The sequence below is a fragment of the Bacillus sp. AFS059628 genome (assembly GCF_002571225.1).
Taxonomy (GTDB): domain Bacteria; phylum Bacillota; class Bacilli; order Bacillales; family Bacillaceae_G; genus Bacillus_A.
On the sequence record NZ_NVEC01000049.1, the window covers coordinates 38,619 to 56,097 of the forward strand.

A 17,479-nucleotide genomic window follows, 5' to 3' on the forward strand; every position below is an offset into this window, starting at 1 on the left:
GATGGTGTATGCCATCCTCTTTATTTTGCATCAAATGATTTTAAGTTGTCATGGCGGATTTTATCTTTTTCTGCATCTGACTTTTTGAAATCATAATCATATAAAGCACCTTCCCAATCGCCATACATTGGATTCGGGAAAATAATAAATTTCTCACCAAATTGTGCTTTTGAATCCGCTACTGCTTGATTTCGATCTTTTACAGACTTTCCGTCAAAACCAGTGAAATCAGATAAGTTATCACCGAAGAATAAGACGATATCATGTGTTTGAGAAACGAGTTCACGGCGTTTTTCTTTTCCTTTTTCTTTCGGGTCTTGTAGTAATATATGTTCTTTCGTTGCTTGAGGGGCGCCTACACGCTCAAGATTTTTAATTGTTGCATCTAGTTGGTTCATTTTACGATTTGAGATGTAGTAAATATCTACACCTTTAGACTCGGTATATTTTAAGAAATCAATTGCGCCTGGAAGAGCCTCAGCTTCAGCCTTATTAATCCAGTCATCCCATTTATACGGATAGCCTTTTCCTGTCTTTACGCTCATTGCTTGATGAGGACTATTATCTAAAACAGTTTCATCTAAATCAAGTACGATAGCAGGCTTTTTCTCTGTCCCTTTTGCAAGAGTTGCATCAAGCTTCAATTGACCGATATTGTACCCTTGGTAATAAAGTGCTTTCGTTTCACCAGCTGTTTGATACCATAAATCAGCCATTAGTTGCTGTTCTGTTAATTTTATTTTCTCTTCTTTCGCCACTGCTTTCTCTTGTGTTCCTGAACATGCTACAAGCGATATAGATAGAACCGCTACAGATAATAAAGTGGTAATGCCCCTCTTCATCTTCATATGTATCCTCCTTGATGTTAGAAAATCAGTTAATATTATATATCGAAAAATAATAATTTTTGTATGAACATTTGCATATTGTCTTTTACATATATAGTAGTATGTCCTATATTAGAAAGATGAGAAAAAATGATGGGAATTATTTTGTCAATTATAATTGTCGTAATGACAATTATAATTGACAAACGATGTGATATTATTTACAATTTTAACTAAATGGAACAAATGATGGATTAAGGGGATAAAGCGTAGTGCTATATTTTATCCTGCATAAACATAGTCTTTGAAAGAGAGTATGAATGATACTAAAGGGGAGGCTTTATACTTTGAGTTTACAAATTCAAAACTTAACGAAACTATTTGGGGAATCAAAAGCAGTTAACGGCTTGCAAATTTCGTTACCAAAAGGTGAAGTGCTAGGATTACTTGGACGAAATGGTGCAGGGAAAACAACGACAATTAAAATGCTTCTCGGATTATTAACGCCTAATGAAGGCTCTATTACATGGGATGGAAAATCATTTGGGACTAGTGGGGTAACGATTGGATATTTACCAGAAGAAAGAGGTTTATATACAAAAAGTAGAGTAATAGACCAGTTACGATATTTTGGTAGATTAGAAGGAATGACAAAGAAAGAAGTAGATCTTGCTATCGATCACTGGTTAGAGCGATTAGCGATACCGGAATATAAATTTAAAACGGCAGGAGAGCTTTCGAAAGGAAATCAGCAAAAAATCCAATTAATTGCTGCTCTTCTTCATAATCCTGAACTTCTCATTTTAGATGAACCATTTAGCGGACTGGATCCAGTGAATGCTGGAATGTTAGCTAGCATTATTGAAGAACAAGTACAGAGCGGAAAGACGATTATTTTATCAAGTCATCGTATGGAACAAGTAGAGGCTTTTTGCCAACATGTATGTATTTTGAAAAAAGGCGAAGCAGTCGTAAAAGGCCAGTTAAGTGATATTAAAAAAGAATACGGTTTCCGCAATTTAACGATTGAAGATACAGAAGAGAATGAGAAGGGATTAGCGGCTATTCATGTGTCGTATGAAAAACAACAAGGCCTTCTTTATGTGCGAGTACAAGATGATGCAGAAGCTCTAAAGATTTTACAACAGTTGCAACAACAAGGTGTTACCTTGCGACAATTTAAAATGTTAGAGCCGACGTTAAACGAAATTTTTGTAGAGAGGGCGAAATAACGATGCGTAAATTTTCTCACGTATTTTCATTTTATTTTAGAGAAGCGTTTTTATCTAAAAAATCATTAATTACAAGTGCGATTTTATTTTTAGTTGTGTTTGGGATTTTTGCATTTAATCATTTTACTTCAGAAAATGATAAAAATAAGGATAAAGATAAAATTGCAGTTGTGACAGAGAGTTCCACATATAAAGTACAAAAAGAAGAATTAACGAAACTATTACCATCAGCAAAAATAACTGTCGGTTCAAAAGGGGATTTTGATAAACTACATAAACAAGTAGAAGATGGTGAACTGGATGGTTTATTTCATGTAACGGAAAAGAATGGAGTTCCAGAAGTTAAGTATATGTTTAATAAGTTACCTAGTGAAACAACTTCTACAATTATAGCTAGTTATTTAAAAGCACAATATACGGCGGCAACAATTGCTAAACATAATGTTTCACCAGAAATTGCACAGCAATTGCAAACCGAAATTTCTGTGAAACAAGAAGCGATAAAAGATCGCTCTGCTTCCGCAGGAATTGCATATTTCTTTACATTTGCTTTGTATATGTTTATTGTCATGTTCGGAAGTACAATTGCGATGAATATTGCTTCTGAAAAAGCTTCTCGCGTTATGGAAGTTATGATTCCAAAAGTAAAACCACTGACGATGATGTATGCGAAAATCTTAGCGGTTGTTTCAACGGCGTTATTACAACTTGCCATATTGGCATGTGGTTACTTGGTTCCTTGGTTACTAGGATGGGTAGATTTAGAAAACGGTTCATTATTTGGAGCACCAATTGATTTTACAAAGATAGATGCACAAGTTATCGGTATGTTCCTTATTTATTTTGTTACGGGATATTTCCTTTATGCAATGATGTATGCGGCTGCTGGTGCGGTTGTTTCTAGGACTGAGGATTTACAAGGTGTTATTTTACCAGTATCGATTTTAATAATGGCAGCATTCTTTATAAGTATTAAATCGCTAGGTGATCCAAATAGTACTGTTGTTGTTGTAAGTTCTTACGTTCCGTTCTTCACCCCGATGATTACATTCTCACGCTTTGTAGCTGGTGAAGCTGGTATATTAGAAATTACGATAACAATGGCGGTTCTTTTAGCGACAATCGGTATATTAAGTGCTATTACAAGCCGCATTTACGTAAACGGCGTAATGAATTACTCAGACAAAGTGAAATTTAAAGATTTAGCGAAATTTATAAAGCGTCAATAATGAGAAAAAGCATGATTTCCTATTGAAATCATGCTTTTTCTTTATGTATAAATTAAAAATAGTATATAATAATAAGAGTCGTCTTTTAATAGAATGAATAAAAAGGAGGGTGTGCAGATGGGGATTAGTAGTCGTTTTACAGTAGGTGTTCATATGTTGACGTTACTTGCGATTGATCGAAACTCTCGCTGTACCTCTGAATGGATTGCTGGTAGTGTGAATACAAATCCGGTTGTGATTCGTCGCATTACAGGAATGTTGAAGAGAGCAGGACTTGTTGATGTACAAGCTGGTAAAGGTGGTACGACACTTGCTCGTGATTTAGAAGAAATTACATTACTTGATGTATATAAAGCAGTGGAAGTTGTAGAAGAAGGGCAGCTATTTTCCTTCCATGAAAATCCCAACATTGAATGTCCAGTAGGAGCTAATATTCAATCAGTATTAGAAATTATTTTAATGCAAGCGCAAGAAGCGATGGAAAACGTACTTGCAAATGTAACGGTAGATCAATTAGTTACAAACTTAAAGTCTAAAATGAAAGATTAAAAAAGCGAGCAACCTCATAATGAGGGCTCGCCTTTTTTTATGCAGAAATATTGAAAATTCTATTTTTCAGTATTTAAAATAAATTTACCTACGATAGCTGCTACGATACCGCCAAGAATTGGTGCAACGATGAACACCCATAGTTGAGAAAGTGCTTCTCCGCCAGCAAATAAAGCTGGTGCGATACTACGAGCTGGGTTAACAGAAGTTCCAGTTAACGGAATACCTAATAAATGAACTAAAACTAATGTGAAACCAATTACTAATCCTGCTAGAGAAGAACTTCCTTTTTTACCTGTTACAGCAACGATAACTAAGACAAATACGAAAGTTAAAATAAATTCAACTAGAAATGCTCCAGATAAACCAAGGGTTCCAAAACCATTTTGTCCTAAATTATCTAAAGGTGTTTTAGCAGAGCGTAAAATTGTTACTAACGTTGCAGTTCCTAATAAACCACCTAAAATTTGAGCTAATACATAATAACAAAGTTCCATAGCATTCATTCTTTTGTTGATGAACATAGCTACTGATACTGCTGGGTTAATGTGACATCCAGAAATTGTTCCGATGCTATATGCCATAGCCACAATAGATAGACCGAAAGCCATAGCGATTCCTAATGTTCCAATTCCTTCAATTCCGCCGCCAATGACAGCTACTCCAGTTCCGAATAATACAAGTACAAATGTACCAATAAATTCAGCGATTGCTTTTTTTAACATAATTTACCTCCTATTATTGCACATGAAACGTATTATAACATAGGTTTTAGTATAAACAGCTAATAAAATACTATTCTGATAAGGCGAAATAGGGGGACAATAAAAAAAGAGTATGGTTCTTTGTTCTAGAACCATACTCTTTTTTACGCTGTTTTTTTCTGTTTAACGATTGGAACAGAACGGTTTAAAATGCTATTTGCAACCATTCCTAACATAATAATAATCATTCCAAGTAGGGAAAGACCACCAGGGAATGAACCATTTAAGAAAACAATTTCGCCAAGCACGGTAAAGACCATCGTTCCGGCTTGTGTTGCTTCAACAGCTCCAAGTAGAGCGAGATTATCTTTTGCTAAGTCAGTAGCAAAGAAAAATGTCATCGTTGCAATTACGCCAGAACATAATGCTAACAAAAACCCTTGCAACATTTGACTTGATGTTGGAATACCAGTAGTAGAAAATCCGTATATGCCAAGCAAAATTGTTATAGGAAGACTGCCGATTGCCATTCCTAATACACGTTGGAACGTATCGAGACGTCCGCCGACAAGCTCCATCATTTTACGATTGCCGAATGGATATAAGAAAGCGGCTAACACGACAGGTAAAAATCCTGAAATGAACTGAGTTAGTGTAATATGACCTGCTGCAGTTGCTTGCATACAAATTACACCAAGTAAAATAAATAATGCGACATATAAACTACGAAGTGGAATTTTTCCACGTACAAGTTTTGTGCCTGATTTCGTTTCTATTTTAATGAAGAATAATGGTGATAAAAGTAAACCTGCTAATATCGTAACTTGCCAAGTTCCAGCAACGAGCCAAGCTGGAGAAAAAACAGCTGCAAAACTTAATAAAGAATAGAAACCAATACCAGCAACGGAACCCCATCCAATCCATGCTAATGGATGTTTCTTTAATTCTTCCCATAAACCCCGTAAGTTTTTGCGAAATAAAACGATAAGGAATAAAATAGGGAGAGCAAATAAAAAACGGAAGGAAGCTGTCCAAGCCCAGCTCGTTCCAGATACATTCATCGCTCGATTAATAATAAAGGTTGCGGAAAAAAAGGCTGATGATAAAAGGCCTAATAAAATTGCGCGCATAAAGTATAGCACTCCTTTCGGAATTTGATGATTATGTATAGTATAATATACTTTAAAAACATAAAAGTAAACTATTTTATACTTTAAGGTGGTTTTATAGATGAAAGAACATGAAGATATGCAAACGAAAGAAGTCATTCAGCAAGTAGGTCAGCTATTAAGACAAATTCGAAATGAACAAAAATTAAGTTTAGAAGAATTAGCTCAAAAAACAGGAGTTAGTAAATTAACATTAGGAAAGATTGAAAGAGGCGAAACGAATCCGACGTTAGCTGTCATTTGGAAAATAACGAAAGGATTATCGATTCCTTTATCGAGATTGATGGTTGTTGGAGAACCAGTAGCTGTTGCGCGCTGCGGAGAAGGATTTGCAGTAGATGCAGGACAAGCGTGGCACTTAGAAACGATGTTCCGCTATACGAAAGAAACGGGAATGGAAATGCACCGTGCTTGTTTAAGATCGAATAGTATATATGAACCAGAAGCTCATCATGAAGGTGCTATTGAACTTGTAACGGTCATGAAGGGAAAAGTATCGATTCAAGTGGAAAACGATGTATACGAATTGAATGAGTTTGATTCTATTCAATTTGAAGCGAATAAGAAACATAGTTATAAGAATGAAGAAGATGAAGTTGCAGTATTACATTTAACGATGAAATATTCTTCATGAAAAAATCTCCTATAGATTTTCTATAGGAGATTTTTTGTACGCTATGCTCAAATAGATGCAAGACTGTTATTAGTAGGAGCGTGGCATAAGTAATAAACAAATAAAATAAACTAAAAACCCCGTCCCAAAACATAAAACAGCAATGACCCAAAGTATGCGAATGAGAGTAGAGCTAATATCAAAATATTCTCCTAAACCACCACATATACCAAATAGCATTTTATCAGTTTCGGATTTGCATAACCTTTTTGACATCTTCCAATCCCCTCCTTTTTTAGCAAACTATATACTTCTATTCTATATGGGAATTTATGAGAAGACTATGAAGTTGTATGACATTTTTTTAGAGAACAGTCGTATTAATTGTCTTAATTTTCAGTGGATATTAAACTTATAGTAAGAAGTAACTTTTAATAAAGGGTGGGGGGATAGAGATGACAGTATATTGGTTGACTAATGTAATGCTTGAATCAGGCTATACATATGAAGAGGGGAGAATTTCCAAAACAGAAACAGAGGTATGTAGTTTACTCATTGAAGATGGAAGAATTAAAAAAATGATAGCAGGGGCTGTTCAAGAGGAAGGGGTACTAATTCTTGATGCTAATCGTTTATTGATTTTGCCTGCTTTCGAAGAGATGCATATTCACATTGATAAGACGTATTATAGTGGTCCTTGGAAAGCTTGTATGCCAGCAGAAAGCATTTTTACACGTTTTCATGAAGAAAAGGAAATTTTGCCGAAGCAATTAGCAACAGCTCAAGATAGGGCGGAAAATATGCTAGCGTTATTGCTTCAAAATGGTGCAACGAATATAAGAACGCATTGTAATGTTGATCCAATTATTGGACTTGGTAATTTAGAGGCGACGTTAGCGGCGTTGGAAACATATAAAAATCAGGTTTCTGGTAGAATCGTTGCTTTTCCGCAACATGGATTATTACGCAGTAATTCTGTGCAACTCGTGAAAGATGCGATGCGGATGGGCGCGCATCTAGTTGGTGGTGTGGACCCAGCTACAGTGGATAATGATATTGAAAAATCATTACATACCATTATGGATATCGCAGTAGAATTTAATGCGGATGTTGATATTCATCTACATGATGCGAATAATCTTGGAACTTTTACGATGAAGAGGTTGGCAAGTTTAACAGAGGAGGCGGGTTGGCAAGGTCGCGTAACGATTAGTCATGCGCTTGGACTTGGTGGTGTTACAGATAAAGAAGCTGAAGAAGTGGCGGAAAGACTAGCTGCTTTACATATTGATATTACTTCAACAGTACCAATTGGGAAACAAGTAATTCCAATTCCGTTATTAGATAAAAAAGGTGTGAAAGTTTCATTAGGAAATGATAGTATTACAGATCATTGGTCACCGTTTGGGACAGGTGATATGCTACAAAAGGCAAATCGATTAGCCGAACGTTTCGGATGGAGTGACGAAAGGTCTTTAGGAAAAGCACTTCGCTTTATTACGGGAGGAAAAGAAACGTTAAACAGTGAAGGGAAGCGAGCTTGGCCGAATGTAGGAGATGAAGCGAGTTTTGTTTTGACGAATGCAACATGTGTCGCTGAAGCAGTAGCGCGTCAAACAGAGAAGCGTTTAGTCGTGCATAAGGGGAATGTTGTTGTTGGAAGTTTAAGTGAGGTTAAATTAAATAATCTTGTGTAAAAGAATCGTTTACATGTTTTGAGGAGGGTTCTAATTGTGAGTATAGAACTCTTCTTTTTTATTCTTACAATATATTTTTTATAGGAAGCTAGAAGGGGTGAAAAATTTGGACAATCAACATAACCACAATCATATTATGGGAACCTTGCAATGGTTTATATTTTTATTAGCGAATTCAATCGCATTACCAATTGTCGTTGGCGGATTATTTCATCTTACGACGGAAGAAATATTTTATTTAATGCAGCGTACATTTTTTGTAGTTGGTATATCTTCTTTTTTACAAGGGTGGCTTGGGCATAGACTGCCAATTGCGGATGGACCAGCTGGATCTTGGGTTGGCGTATTTACCGTACTTGCTTATGCAACAGTGGGACAAGATCAATTACATAGTACGTTGCAAATTTTAGAATTAGGAATGATAATTTCCGGTGTTATTTTAATAGGATTAGGGGTAACTGGTTTTATCGGGCGCATTTTATTTTTATTTACACCGATTGTGACAGGGACGTTTTTACTTTTATTATGCTTACAATTAAGCGGTGTATTTTTAAAAGGAATGCTAGGAATTACTACTACTGTTTCTCAAATCGATGGATTTACAGCGGTAATTGCGTTTAGCATATTTCTTTTCGTTATCATACTATCTAACTTCGGAAAAGGTTTTGTCAAAAGTTATGCAGTTTTAATAGGATTAATTAGTGGGTGGATTCTCTTTCTCATTGTAGGAAAAGTGACAATTCCAGCTCAAGTAACTCATTTTGTGCAACTTCCGCAAATATTTGCTTGGGGACTTCCAAAGTGGAATACAGGTATGGCTGTATCGAGTTTCGTTATGGTATGTATTTTAGTTTCAAATACAGTGGCGGCGATTATAGCAATTAATCAAGCTACCATTCAAAAAGGGACTATTGAGCAGAAACAGTTGAAGGATGGTACGTGGGTTGGAGGGATTTCACATATCATTTCTTCTATATTTTCAACTGTAGGTGTCGTGCCGTTACCAGCAACGGCAGGATTTATACGTTTAACGAAACAAAAGTATATACGATCGTTCTTACTAGCGTGTATGTTATTAGTCGTAATGTCGCTGTTTCCGAGTATTATTCGTTACTTAGCATCTTTACCATCGGCTGTCGCATCTGCCGTTTTAATGGCGTCGTTCGTACAGCTAATTGGAATTGGATTTCATAATATAAAACAAGTACCAATGAGCGAAAGAAATGTAACGATTTTAGGAGTTGCTGTATTATTTGGAAGTGGTGTTATGTTTTTACCGTCTGGAGCGCTCCAATCCTTACCGTCTGTTATGCAATATATATTTGGAAATGGTTTGTTTGTAGGTACCGTTGTTAGCATTTTACTAGAACAAATATGGCGTACTGAAAAGTGAGTGGATACAAGGAGTGTCTGCACTGTATAAAAGTCTAAAATAACATGTGAAATAAAGCCCATTTTCATTCACCACCCGCACATTTCGTTCATACAATATCTTGACTAAATAAACACCCAACTTACACATACACAGCTCTGGCTTAAGCAAGGAGGGTTATACCAGTTGAAGGAAAAAGCGTATCAATCTAAACCTTTACTCACAAAGAGAGAGAGAGAAGTATTTGAATTACTGGTTCAAGATAAAACAACGAAGGAAATTGCAGGTGAACTTTTTATAAGTGAAAAGACAGTTCGCAACCACATCTCAAACGCAATGCAAAAGCTAGGGGTTAAAGGACGTTCACAAGCAGTTGTTGAGCTTCTTCGCATGGGAGAGCTCGAACTATAAAAAGAAAGCCGACTTTTATGAAGAGTCGGCTATTTTTCTGTCTGTTTCATGTTCTATAAGAATGATAAGAACACTCCATACATAAATAGGTAGTAAGGAGGGGATATGTTGAAAAGGATATTGTTAGTTTCAACAAGCGCTCATGATATGAATGGACACCCGACTGGTTTGTGGCTGGAAGAGCTCGCAGCTCCTTATCATGTATTTAAAAAGGCTAAGTTCGATGTTGATATTGTGTCGATACAGGGCGGTAAAGTACCTATTGATAGAGTTTCTATTCCGAACGGGATACCTCGTGAATTTAAGCATGTTGCGTCTTTGTTGCAAAATACGAAGCCGATCTCAACGGTTCATTTTTCAGATTATGATGCGGTTTTGTTTGGTGGTGGGCACGGGGCGATTGTAGATTTTCCAGGTAATTCATATGTTGCAAATTTAATTGTGAATATGTACAACAATAACAGGATTGTAGCGGCTGTGTGTCACGGAGTAAGTTCTTTAGTCGGTGTGAAAAATAAAGATGGCTCGTTTTTTGTTACCGGTAAGCGTATAACAGGTTATACGAATGATGAGGAAAAAGCTGTGCATTTAGAAAAGCGAGTGCCGTTTTTATTAGAAAGTAAATTGAAAGAAGAAGGGGCTTTGTTTTATGTGGCTCCAAATTTCACGCCGCATGTCGTAGTAGATGGGCGTTTAATTACAGGGCAAAATCCGCAGTCTAGTATGGAAATAGGGAAAGCTATAAGAAGAGCTGTAAATAAAGTATAGAAAAAGTGCTCCTTATTTATAAAGGTAGCGGGCATTTTTTCTATAGCATAAATGACCCCTTAAACTGAAAAGATGTATTGAGTATAGTGACTTCATTTATAATTAATTGTGAATTTGCTATACTATTTTGTATGGACAAAAGGGGAGGCTCTTTTAATGAGAAAAGTTGCATGTGCAAACACTTATATTAATAAAATAAAGCCCGTTATTAGAAAAACGAGTTTTAGTCAATTGAAAATAGATGAAATTGCGAAGTATATGGATATTAGTAAAGCTACTTTATATAAACGTTTTTCTTCAAAAGATGAGATTATTGAAGCTGTGGTAGAAGATTTTATAAACTACCTTCTTGAAGGAGATGCGGATAATCAAGATGAAAGTATGTCTTTTACAGAACGTTTCCAAAAGACGTTTATTCATTCTTTAAAATGTGTGACGTATATTTCAGATGTCTTTTTACAAGATTTGAAAGAGGCATATCCGCGCTTATCTGATCAGTTAGTTGCTGCACAACAAAATCGTAATCATAATTTGCAAATGTTTTTTGAAGCAGGTATGGAACAAGGCTACTTTAATAAAATGAACGCACAATTATTTATGGTGCAAGATGATGTGATGTTAAGACGTATTATAGATCATTCTTTTTGTATTCAGTACGATATTACGTTAAAGAAAGCGATACTTGATTTTTATCAACTAAAGAAGTATCAACTGTTTAAACCAGAGTATATAGATGCAATTGATGATTCGGAAATTGAAAAAGAAGTTATTGCTATTTTGCAAATGATTTCGTAAAAAAGCAGGTTTTCCTATAGTAATGGAAAACCTGCTTTTTTATTACTTGTTATTTGTTTACGTGTTGTAATACTAATTCAGCTACTGGACCACCTGAAGCTGGGTTTTGGCCGGTTATAACACGATTATCTTCTACAGCGTAAGCTTCCCAAGGTTGCGCAGCTTTTTCGTAAAGTCCTCCATTTTTAATAAGTTCATCTTCTGTTAAAAATGGAACGAATTGATCTAATTCAGCTAGTTTTTCCTCTTCATTTGAGAATCCTGTTACTTTTTTACCGCTAATTAAACGTTCCCCATTACTTAACGTGATATGAAATAAACCGGCAGCTCCGTGACAAACAGAGGAAACAATTCCGCCATTTTCATAAATGTTACGGCTAATCATTTGGAGTTCTTTATTTTCAGGGAAGTCCCAAATCACACCGTGACCACCTGCGTAATAAATAACAGCATAGTCTTCTGGATTCACCTCACTCGGTTTCATTGTCGAACCGAGACGATTCATAAATTCTTTCTTTTGATACCATTCCCAATCGATGCTCTCCGCCATTGCTAAACTATGTGGATCAATCGGTGTATAGCCGCCTTGTGGGCTAACATAATCTACTTCGTAACCAGCTTCTTCAACTTTTTTAACGAAATGGACAGCTTCACCAAGCCAAAGACCAGTAGCTCGATTTAAATTTGGATATTTTTCTACGCTCGTTAATACGACTAACATTTTTTTCTTCATCATGATCCTCCTGTAATGTTTCTTCTATATAAAAGTTTTTTATTTATTTGGCTTTATTAAGTTAGAAATTGCAAATTTGAATAATCATGTCAGTCCTCCTTATATCGGATTCGAAATTAGTGTATAATAATTTTTGAACAAAGTAAACTAAAAACACTAAAATAGTTTACTTTGTATATTTTTCGTTGACAAACTGTAATGCTGAAACTATGATAGTTCCATGAATATCGAACAACGTACATGTTTCGTTTCAGATTCAATTTGTCGCGCGACAAATGTATACATTTGATGAAGTTGTTTAGTAGTGATAGAGGCGCTGAACAACTTTATTTGTTACTACAATTAGGAGAGGTGTTACACATGGGGAAAGATATAAGCAACCATTCAAAATGGTTTGTTTTCACATTATATTTTATCGTTTTATTAGGACCGATGAATGCGGTTTTATTTAATGTAGCGTTAGAGGATATGGCTCATGATTTATCCATTAGTCAATCGAAGGTAAGTTGGGTTGTAGTAGGTTATTCCTTAGTTGTCGGTATTGGTTCGATGATATATGGGAAGCTTGCTGATCGTTATAGTGTAAAAAAACTATTGATTATTTCAATCATCATATTTGTAGCTGGGTCCATTATTGGATTTGTAAATCAATCTTATGCGATTGTCATTTTTGCAAGATTAGTGCAGGCGAGTGGGGGCGCAGCGTTTATTGCGCTTAGTATGATTGCGGTAGCAAAATTAGTCGCTCCTGCTAAGAAGCCTGGCGCTTTAGCGATGATTAGTTCTTCTATTGCATTAGCGATAGGCATTGGTCCTTTAGTTGGCGGAGCAATTACAAATACATTAGGGTGGCCATATTTATTTTTATTTATGATTATTTCAGTAGTTGGGATTTTTCTGCTTATGAAATTTATGCCAGAAGAAGCGCATCATAAGGCTGAAGCGTTTCATTTTGATTACATCGGAGCGGTGTTGTTATTTGCATTCATTACGACTGTTTTATTGGGTGTAAATATTAATGGTTGGCTATTTGTGTTATCGGTTGTTTTCTTATTTTTATTCACGGTCCGTATGAAGAACGCGGAGCATCCATTTATTGATATTGAGTTGTTTACAAATAAACCATTTCTTCGTTTAATAACAGTCGGATTTATAATTAATGTGGCGTTATGTGCTAATTTATTATTATTGCCATTACTGTTAGGAAGAGTACACGGATTGTCGTCGTTTGTTATCGGAATTGTATTATTTGTTGCATCACTTTTCGGTATTGTGTCTAGTTTTATTACTGGAAAAATTATCCCTTCGTTTGGAAATGTGAATATGATTAATGTGGCGTCTGTCATCATGATTGTTGGCTTTTTAATTTTAGGCTTTATTCCGAATGGAAGTATAGTCGTTATTGTATTAGCGATTATTTTAACGTTTATGAGTTATTCTACCATTCAAGTATCATTGAACACATTTATACCGAAAACATTACATGTAGCTAAAGTTGGAGTCGGTCTTGGTTTATATAATTTAATTAACTTTTTCGGTATGGCATTTGGACCAGCTGTAGCGAGCAAAATTATGGAATCTACAGATAGTTATCGTTTGAATTTTATTTTAATCGTTATGTTAATTTCTGCTCATTTCTTCTTATTAATTGGAATGTCTTCTTTCCAAAAAAAGATGGAGCAATAAATACGTGCTTTATATAGAAGAAACCGACTTTCATATAGAAGGCCGGTTATTTTTCTGTCTTGCAAATTATGAAAAAAAGGAGCAAAATAAAAAAGTCCTAGTCTATACAGGTACAAATGAAAATTTTCATACAGAAGCAGTTTAAGTGAGCGAACTTAAAGTGTGTAAAATATAATGATAAAATAAGATGATGAATGAGAAAACGGGTGATGAAGTTGAATAGAGCAATCGGTGTTATCGATTCAGGAGTTGGTGGTTTAACAGTAGCGAAGGAATTAATTCGTCAGTTGCCGAAAGAGCGCATTATATATTTAGGGGATACAGCACGTTGCCCTTATGGTCCGCGTTCTCGAGAAGAAGTGCGTCAATTTACGTGGGAAATGACGGAGCGTTTACTAGATTTAAATATCAAAATGTTAGTTATTGCGTGTAATACAGCAACTGCGGTTGTATTAGAAGAGATGCAGAAACAATTACCAATTCCAGTGGTAGGAGTTATTCACCCAGGATCACGTACAGCTTTAAAAGTGACAAATACGTATCATGTTGGGATTATTGGAACAATTGGAACGGTGAAAAGTGGTGCATACGAAGAAGCGTTAAAGTCTATTAATAACCGTGTTATGGTAGAAAGCTTAGCGTGTCCGCCTTTCGTTGAGCTTGTAGAGAGTGGCAATTTTGAAAGTGAAATGGCATATGAAGTTGTAAGAGAAACGTTGCAACCGCTGAAAAATACTGATATTGATACACTTATTTTAGGTTGTACACATTATCCGATTTTAGGTCCTGTTATTAAAAAAGTAATGGGAGATAAAGTACAACTCATTAGTTCAGGTGATGAAACAGCGCGTGAAGTAAGTACGATTTTATACCATAGTAAAATGTTGAATGAGGGAGAGGAACAAAGTGATCATCTCTTCTTAACAACAGGAAAAATAGGTCTATTTAAAGAAATTGCATCAAAATGGTTCGGTCAACCGATTGAAAATGTGAAACATATTCATTTAGAAAAAGAATAATAGTAGTACTCATATAAGTAAACTCCTGAGAAATCAGGAGTTTTTTGTTTGTAAGAAGCACAGCTTGTTCTAAAACATGAAACAGCTCGTATACATAATAGTACAAACTTAGATTTTAGGGGGGAATGGCATGCCTAAATCCACTTTTAAATGGGTTGTTGGTGCTACTGTGAGTGCTGTTTTACTAACAGGGTGTGGCTTTATAAATCAGGAGAAAGTAACGGAACAAATTGATCCGCCAAAACAAGTTACGTATACAGAGGGTGGAAAGAAAGAAGTAGCTAAGAAAGATAAGCAAGGACAAATGGTGAATAGAGAACTATACCTTGTTGATAAAAATGGCTATGTTGTACCACAAACGTTAGCTATATCTACTCCAAAAGCAAATGAGGTTATTCAGCAAACGTTAGAGTACCTTGTGAAAGATGGGCCGGTAACGAATTTATTACCGAATGGGTTCCGCGCAGTCATTCCAGCGAATACATCGATGACCCTAGATTTGAAAAAAGATGGGACGGCAGTCATTGATTTTTCTAAAGAAATGAAAAACTATGCAAAAGAAGAAGAGCGTCAAATCGTTGAGTCAATAGCGTGGACGTTGACGCAATTTAAAGAAGTAAAACAAGTGCAGTTCCAAATAAATGGTGAGAAATTGGCGAAGATGCCTGTTGGTGGTACACCGCTTGGTGAAGGGGTGAGCCGTGCTAACGGTATTAACTTCGATGATGAGCAAGTAGCGGATGTAACAAACACAAAACCAGTAACACTTTATTTTATGGCGCAAAATAATAATAAACAGCAATACTACGTACCAGTAACACGCCGCGTTGTAGAAGGAAAAGAAAATGATTATGCAGCAATTGTAGATGAACTTGTAAAAGGGCCGATTCATCAATCTCTTCTGAACGATTTCAATCCAGGAGTTAAGCTGATTACGAATCCGAAATTACAAGATGGAAATCTTACATTAAACTTTAATGAAAATATATTTATAAACCCAGATAAAAATATGATTTCAAATTACGTATTGAAGTCATTAGTTTTATCTTTAACAGAAAAGAAAGGCGTGAAAAGTGTTTCTATTGAAGTAAATGGCAAAGCAAATCTTATAGATGAAAAGGGTGAAAAGTTAATAAAACCTGTAGATCGTCCAGAAAACGTGAATACAGGTAGTTTTTAATCGCCAATAATTTGATATACTTAAGTAAGAAAGGGGAATTGCTTTTTGGGTTCCTCTTCTTTTATTGTATACATATCATACATTTAAATTTGGCTATACTAACAAGTAGTTATGAGGAGGTTATTTTTATGCGAGTAGATGGTAGAGAGAAAACAGAATTACGCCATATACATATTCATACGAATTATTTAAAACATCCAGAAGGATCAGTATTAATTGAGGTTGGGGATACAAAGGTAATTTGCTCAGCGACAATTGAAGAGCGTGTCCCGCCTTTTATGCGTGGAGAAGGAAAGGGTTGGGTAACAGCTGAATACGCGATGATTCCACGTGCGACAGAACAACGTACAATTAGGGAGTCAAGTAAAGGGAAAGTAACAGGACGTACAATGGAAATCCAACGTTTAATTGGACGAGCATTACGTGCGGTAGTTGACTTAGAAGCACTTGGTGAGAGAACGGTTTGGATTGATTGTGATGTTATTCAAGCGGATGGTGGAACGAGAACAGCTTCTATTACAGGTGCATATGTAGCGATGGTATTAGCATTTGAGAAGTTATTACAAGCAGAAAAAGTATCTAAAATTCCAGTGAAAGATTATTTAGCAGCAACGTCAGTAGGAATTGTTGAAGAGCAAGGTGTTGTTTTAGATTTAAACTATGCAGAAGATTCTAAAGCAGACGTTGATATGAACGTAATTATGACTGGAAAAGGTCAGTTTGTTGAAGTACAAGGAACTGGAGAAGAAGCGACGTTTAGCAGAGCGCAGTTAAATGAATTACTTGATGCTGCGGAACAAGGTATTTTCCAACTGATTGACATGCAAAAAGAAGCGTTAGGCGACATCGTATCTCATATAGAGTAGAGGTGGAAAATATGAAACAAGTTGTTGTAGCGACAAAAAATATGGGGAAAGTACGTGAATTTGCCGAGTTATTTGAGCGATTTGATTTAGAAGTAAAATCATTACACGATTTTCCTCATATTGAAGAAGTCGAAGAAACTGGTGAAACATTTGAAGAAAATGCGATTTTAAAAGCGGATAGTCTGAGCAAACAACTGAATGCAATCGTAATTGCGGATGATTCAGGTCTTATTGTAGATGCTTTAAATGGAAAGCCAGGCGTGTATTCAGCTCGTTTTGCTGGAGAGCCAAAAGATGATCAAGCGAATATTGATAAAGTTTTACAAGAATTAAATGAAATACCGTTTGATAAGCGTAAAGCTCGCTTCTACTGTGCATTAGCAGTAGCTTTTCCTGAAGGTGATAAAAAGCCTGTCATTGTAAACGGGACGTGCGAAGGATATATTTTAGAACAGCGCCGCGGGGAAAACGGTTTTGGATATGATCCGATTTTTTATGTGGAAGAATATAAAAAAGCGATGGCGGAACTAAGTTCAGATGAGAAGAATGCCATTAGCCACCGTGGACGTGCTCTTCGTAAATTAGAAGAAAAAATCCCGGAATGGTTTTTAGGAGAATAAGGGAGAGAG

The 17,479-nt window shown here is 35.9% G+C and carries 19 protein-coding genes; 14 read left to right on the forward strand and 5 right to left on the reverse strand.

Features of this window, described 5'->3' with window-relative positions:
- Positions 1–20: 20 nt before the first annotated feature.
- On the reverse strand, positions 21–848 hold the full coding sequence (locus tag COL05_RS16875) for a 5'-nucleotidase, lipoprotein e(P4) family (protein ID WP_098669454.1): 828 nt from the start codon (positions 846–848) through the stop codon (positions 21–23).
- A gap of 326 nt (positions 849–1,174) precedes the next feature.
- Here COL05_RS16875 and COL05_RS16880 point away from each other — a divergent pair, with 326 nt between their 5' ends.
- The 3 genes from COL05_RS16880 (at position 1,175) to COL05_RS16890 (ending at position 3,837) form a co-directional block, all read left to right on the forward strand.
- On the forward strand, positions 1,175–2,059 hold the full coding sequence (locus COL05_RS16880; protein WP_142337541.1) for an ABC transporter ATP-binding protein: 885 nt from the start codon (positions 1,175–1,177) through the stop codon (positions 2,057–2,059).
- Between the two features lie 2 nt (positions 2,060–2,061).
- The gene (locus COL05_RS16885; protein ID WP_098669456.1) at positions 2,062–3,288 is read left to right on the forward strand and encodes an ABC transporter permease; all 1,227 of its coding nucleotides are present in this window, start codon (positions 2,062–2,064) and stop codon (positions 3,286–3,288) included.
- A gap of 117 nt (positions 3,289–3,405) precedes the next feature.
- Positions 3,406–3,837, forward strand: a complete 432-nt coding sequence (locus COL05_RS16890; RefSeq protein WP_098669457.1) for an Rrf2 family transcriptional regulator — start codon at positions 3,406–3,408, stop codon at positions 3,835–3,837.
- A 59-nt stretch (positions 3,838–3,896) separates the two neighbouring features.
- On the opposite strand, the gene COL05_RS16895 is transcribed toward COL05_RS16890, so the two are convergent.
- Positions 3,897–4,562 carry an MIP/aquaporin family protein gene (locus tag COL05_RS16895; protein WP_000913206.1) on the reverse strand — a complete coding sequence of 222 codons (666 nt, stop codon included), beginning with the start codon at positions 4,560–4,562 and terminating at the stop codon, positions 3,897–3,899.
- A gap of 143 nt (positions 4,563–4,705) precedes the next feature.
- Positions 4,706–5,671, reverse strand: coding sequence for a DMT family transporter (locus COL05_RS16900; RefSeq protein WP_098669458.1), 966 nt, complete (start codon positions 5,669–5,671; stop codon positions 4,706–4,708).
- Between the two features lie 100 nt (positions 5,672–5,771).
- Between COL05_RS16900 and COL05_RS16905 the strand changes: the two genes are divergently transcribed.
- Positions 5,772–6,344, forward strand: coding sequence for a helix-turn-helix domain-containing protein (locus COL05_RS16905; RefSeq protein WP_098344609.1), 573 nt, complete (start codon positions 5,772–5,774; stop codon positions 6,342–6,344).
- A 69-nt stretch (positions 6,345–6,413) separates the two neighbouring features.
- Here the strand turns inward: COL05_RS16905 and COL05_RS16910 are convergent, their stop codons facing one another.
- Positions 6,414–6,599: a PspC domain-containing protein gene (locus COL05_RS16910; protein ID WP_000044337.1), complete on the reverse strand. Its 186-nt coding sequence runs from the start codon at positions 6,597–6,599 to the stop codon at positions 6,414–6,416.
- A 179-nt stretch (positions 6,600–6,778) separates the two neighbouring features.
- Between COL05_RS16910 and COL05_RS16915 the strand changes: the two genes are divergently transcribed.
- The 5 genes from COL05_RS16915 to COL05_RS16935 all read left to right on the forward strand — a co-directional run bounded on the left by COL05_RS16915 (position 6,779) and on the right by COL05_RS16935 (position 11,366).
- On the forward strand, positions 6,779–8,020 hold the full coding sequence (locus COL05_RS16915) for an amidohydrolase family protein (RefSeq protein WP_098669459.1): 1,242 nt from the start codon (positions 6,779–6,781) through the stop codon (positions 8,018–8,020).
- Positions 8,021–8,117: 97 nt separating this feature from the next.
- Positions 8,118–9,413, forward strand: coding sequence for a purine/pyrimidine permease (locus COL05_RS16920; protein ID WP_098669460.1), 1,296 nt, complete (start codon positions 8,118–8,120; stop codon positions 9,411–9,413).
- A gap of 165 nt (positions 9,414–9,578) precedes the next feature.
- Entirely contained in the window at positions 9,579–9,803 is a 225-nt protein-coding gene (gene gerE, locus COL05_RS16925) for a spore germination transcription factor GerE (RefSeq protein ID WP_000659484.1), read from the forward strand.
- Between the two features lie 105 nt (positions 9,804–9,908).
- Positions 9,909–10,571 carry a type 1 glutamine amidotransferase domain-containing protein gene (locus COL05_RS16930; RefSeq protein ID WP_098669461.1) on the forward strand — a complete coding sequence of 221 codons (663 nt, stop codon included), beginning with the start codon at positions 9,909–9,911 and terminating at the stop codon, positions 10,569–10,571.
- A 156-nt stretch (positions 10,572–10,727) separates the two neighbouring features.
- Complete coding sequence (locus COL05_RS16935) at positions 10,728–11,366, forward strand: TetR/AcrR family transcriptional regulator (protein WP_098669462.1); 639 nt, start codon at positions 10,728–10,730, stop codon at positions 11,364–11,366.
- A gap of 49 nt (positions 11,367–11,415) precedes the next feature.
- On the opposite strand, the gene COL05_RS16940 is transcribed toward COL05_RS16935, so the two are convergent.
- Positions 11,416–12,099, reverse strand: coding sequence for a type 1 glutamine amidotransferase domain-containing protein (locus tag COL05_RS16940; RefSeq protein WP_098669463.1), 684 nt, complete (start codon positions 12,097–12,099; stop codon positions 11,416–11,418).
- 360 nt (positions 12,100–12,459) lie between these two features.
- Here COL05_RS16940 and COL05_RS16945 point away from each other — a divergent pair, with 360 nt between their 5' ends.
- From COL05_RS16945 to COL05_RS16965, 5 genes are all read left to right on the forward strand, one after another.
- Positions 12,460–13,785 (forward strand): MFS transporter, encoded by a 1,326-nt coding sequence (locus COL05_RS16945; RefSeq protein ID WP_098669464.1) that lies wholly within the window; start codon positions 12,460–12,462, stop codon positions 13,783–13,785.
- Between the two features lie 209 nt (positions 13,786–13,994).
- Positions 13,995–14,804, forward strand: coding sequence for a glutamate racemase (gene racE / locus COL05_RS16950; RefSeq protein WP_098669465.1), 810 nt, complete (start codon positions 13,995–13,997; stop codon positions 14,802–14,804).
- A 130-nt stretch (positions 14,805–14,934) separates the two neighbouring features.
- Positions 14,935–15,984, forward strand: coding sequence for a spore germination protein GerM (gerM, locus tag COL05_RS16955; protein WP_098669466.1), 1,050 nt, complete (start codon positions 14,935–14,937; stop codon positions 15,982–15,984).
- A gap of 128 nt (positions 15,985–16,112) precedes the next feature.
- Positions 16,113–16,850: a ribonuclease PH gene (rph, locus tag COL05_RS16960; protein ID WP_001261765.1), complete on the forward strand. Its 738-nt coding sequence runs from the start codon at positions 16,113–16,115 to the stop codon at positions 16,848–16,850.
- Between the two features lie 11 nt (positions 16,851–16,861).
- Complete coding sequence (locus COL05_RS16965) at positions 16,862–17,470, forward strand: XTP/dITP diphosphatase (protein WP_000815929.1); 609 nt, start codon at positions 16,862–16,864, stop codon at positions 17,468–17,470.
- Positions 17,471–17,479 lie beyond the last annotated feature (9 nt).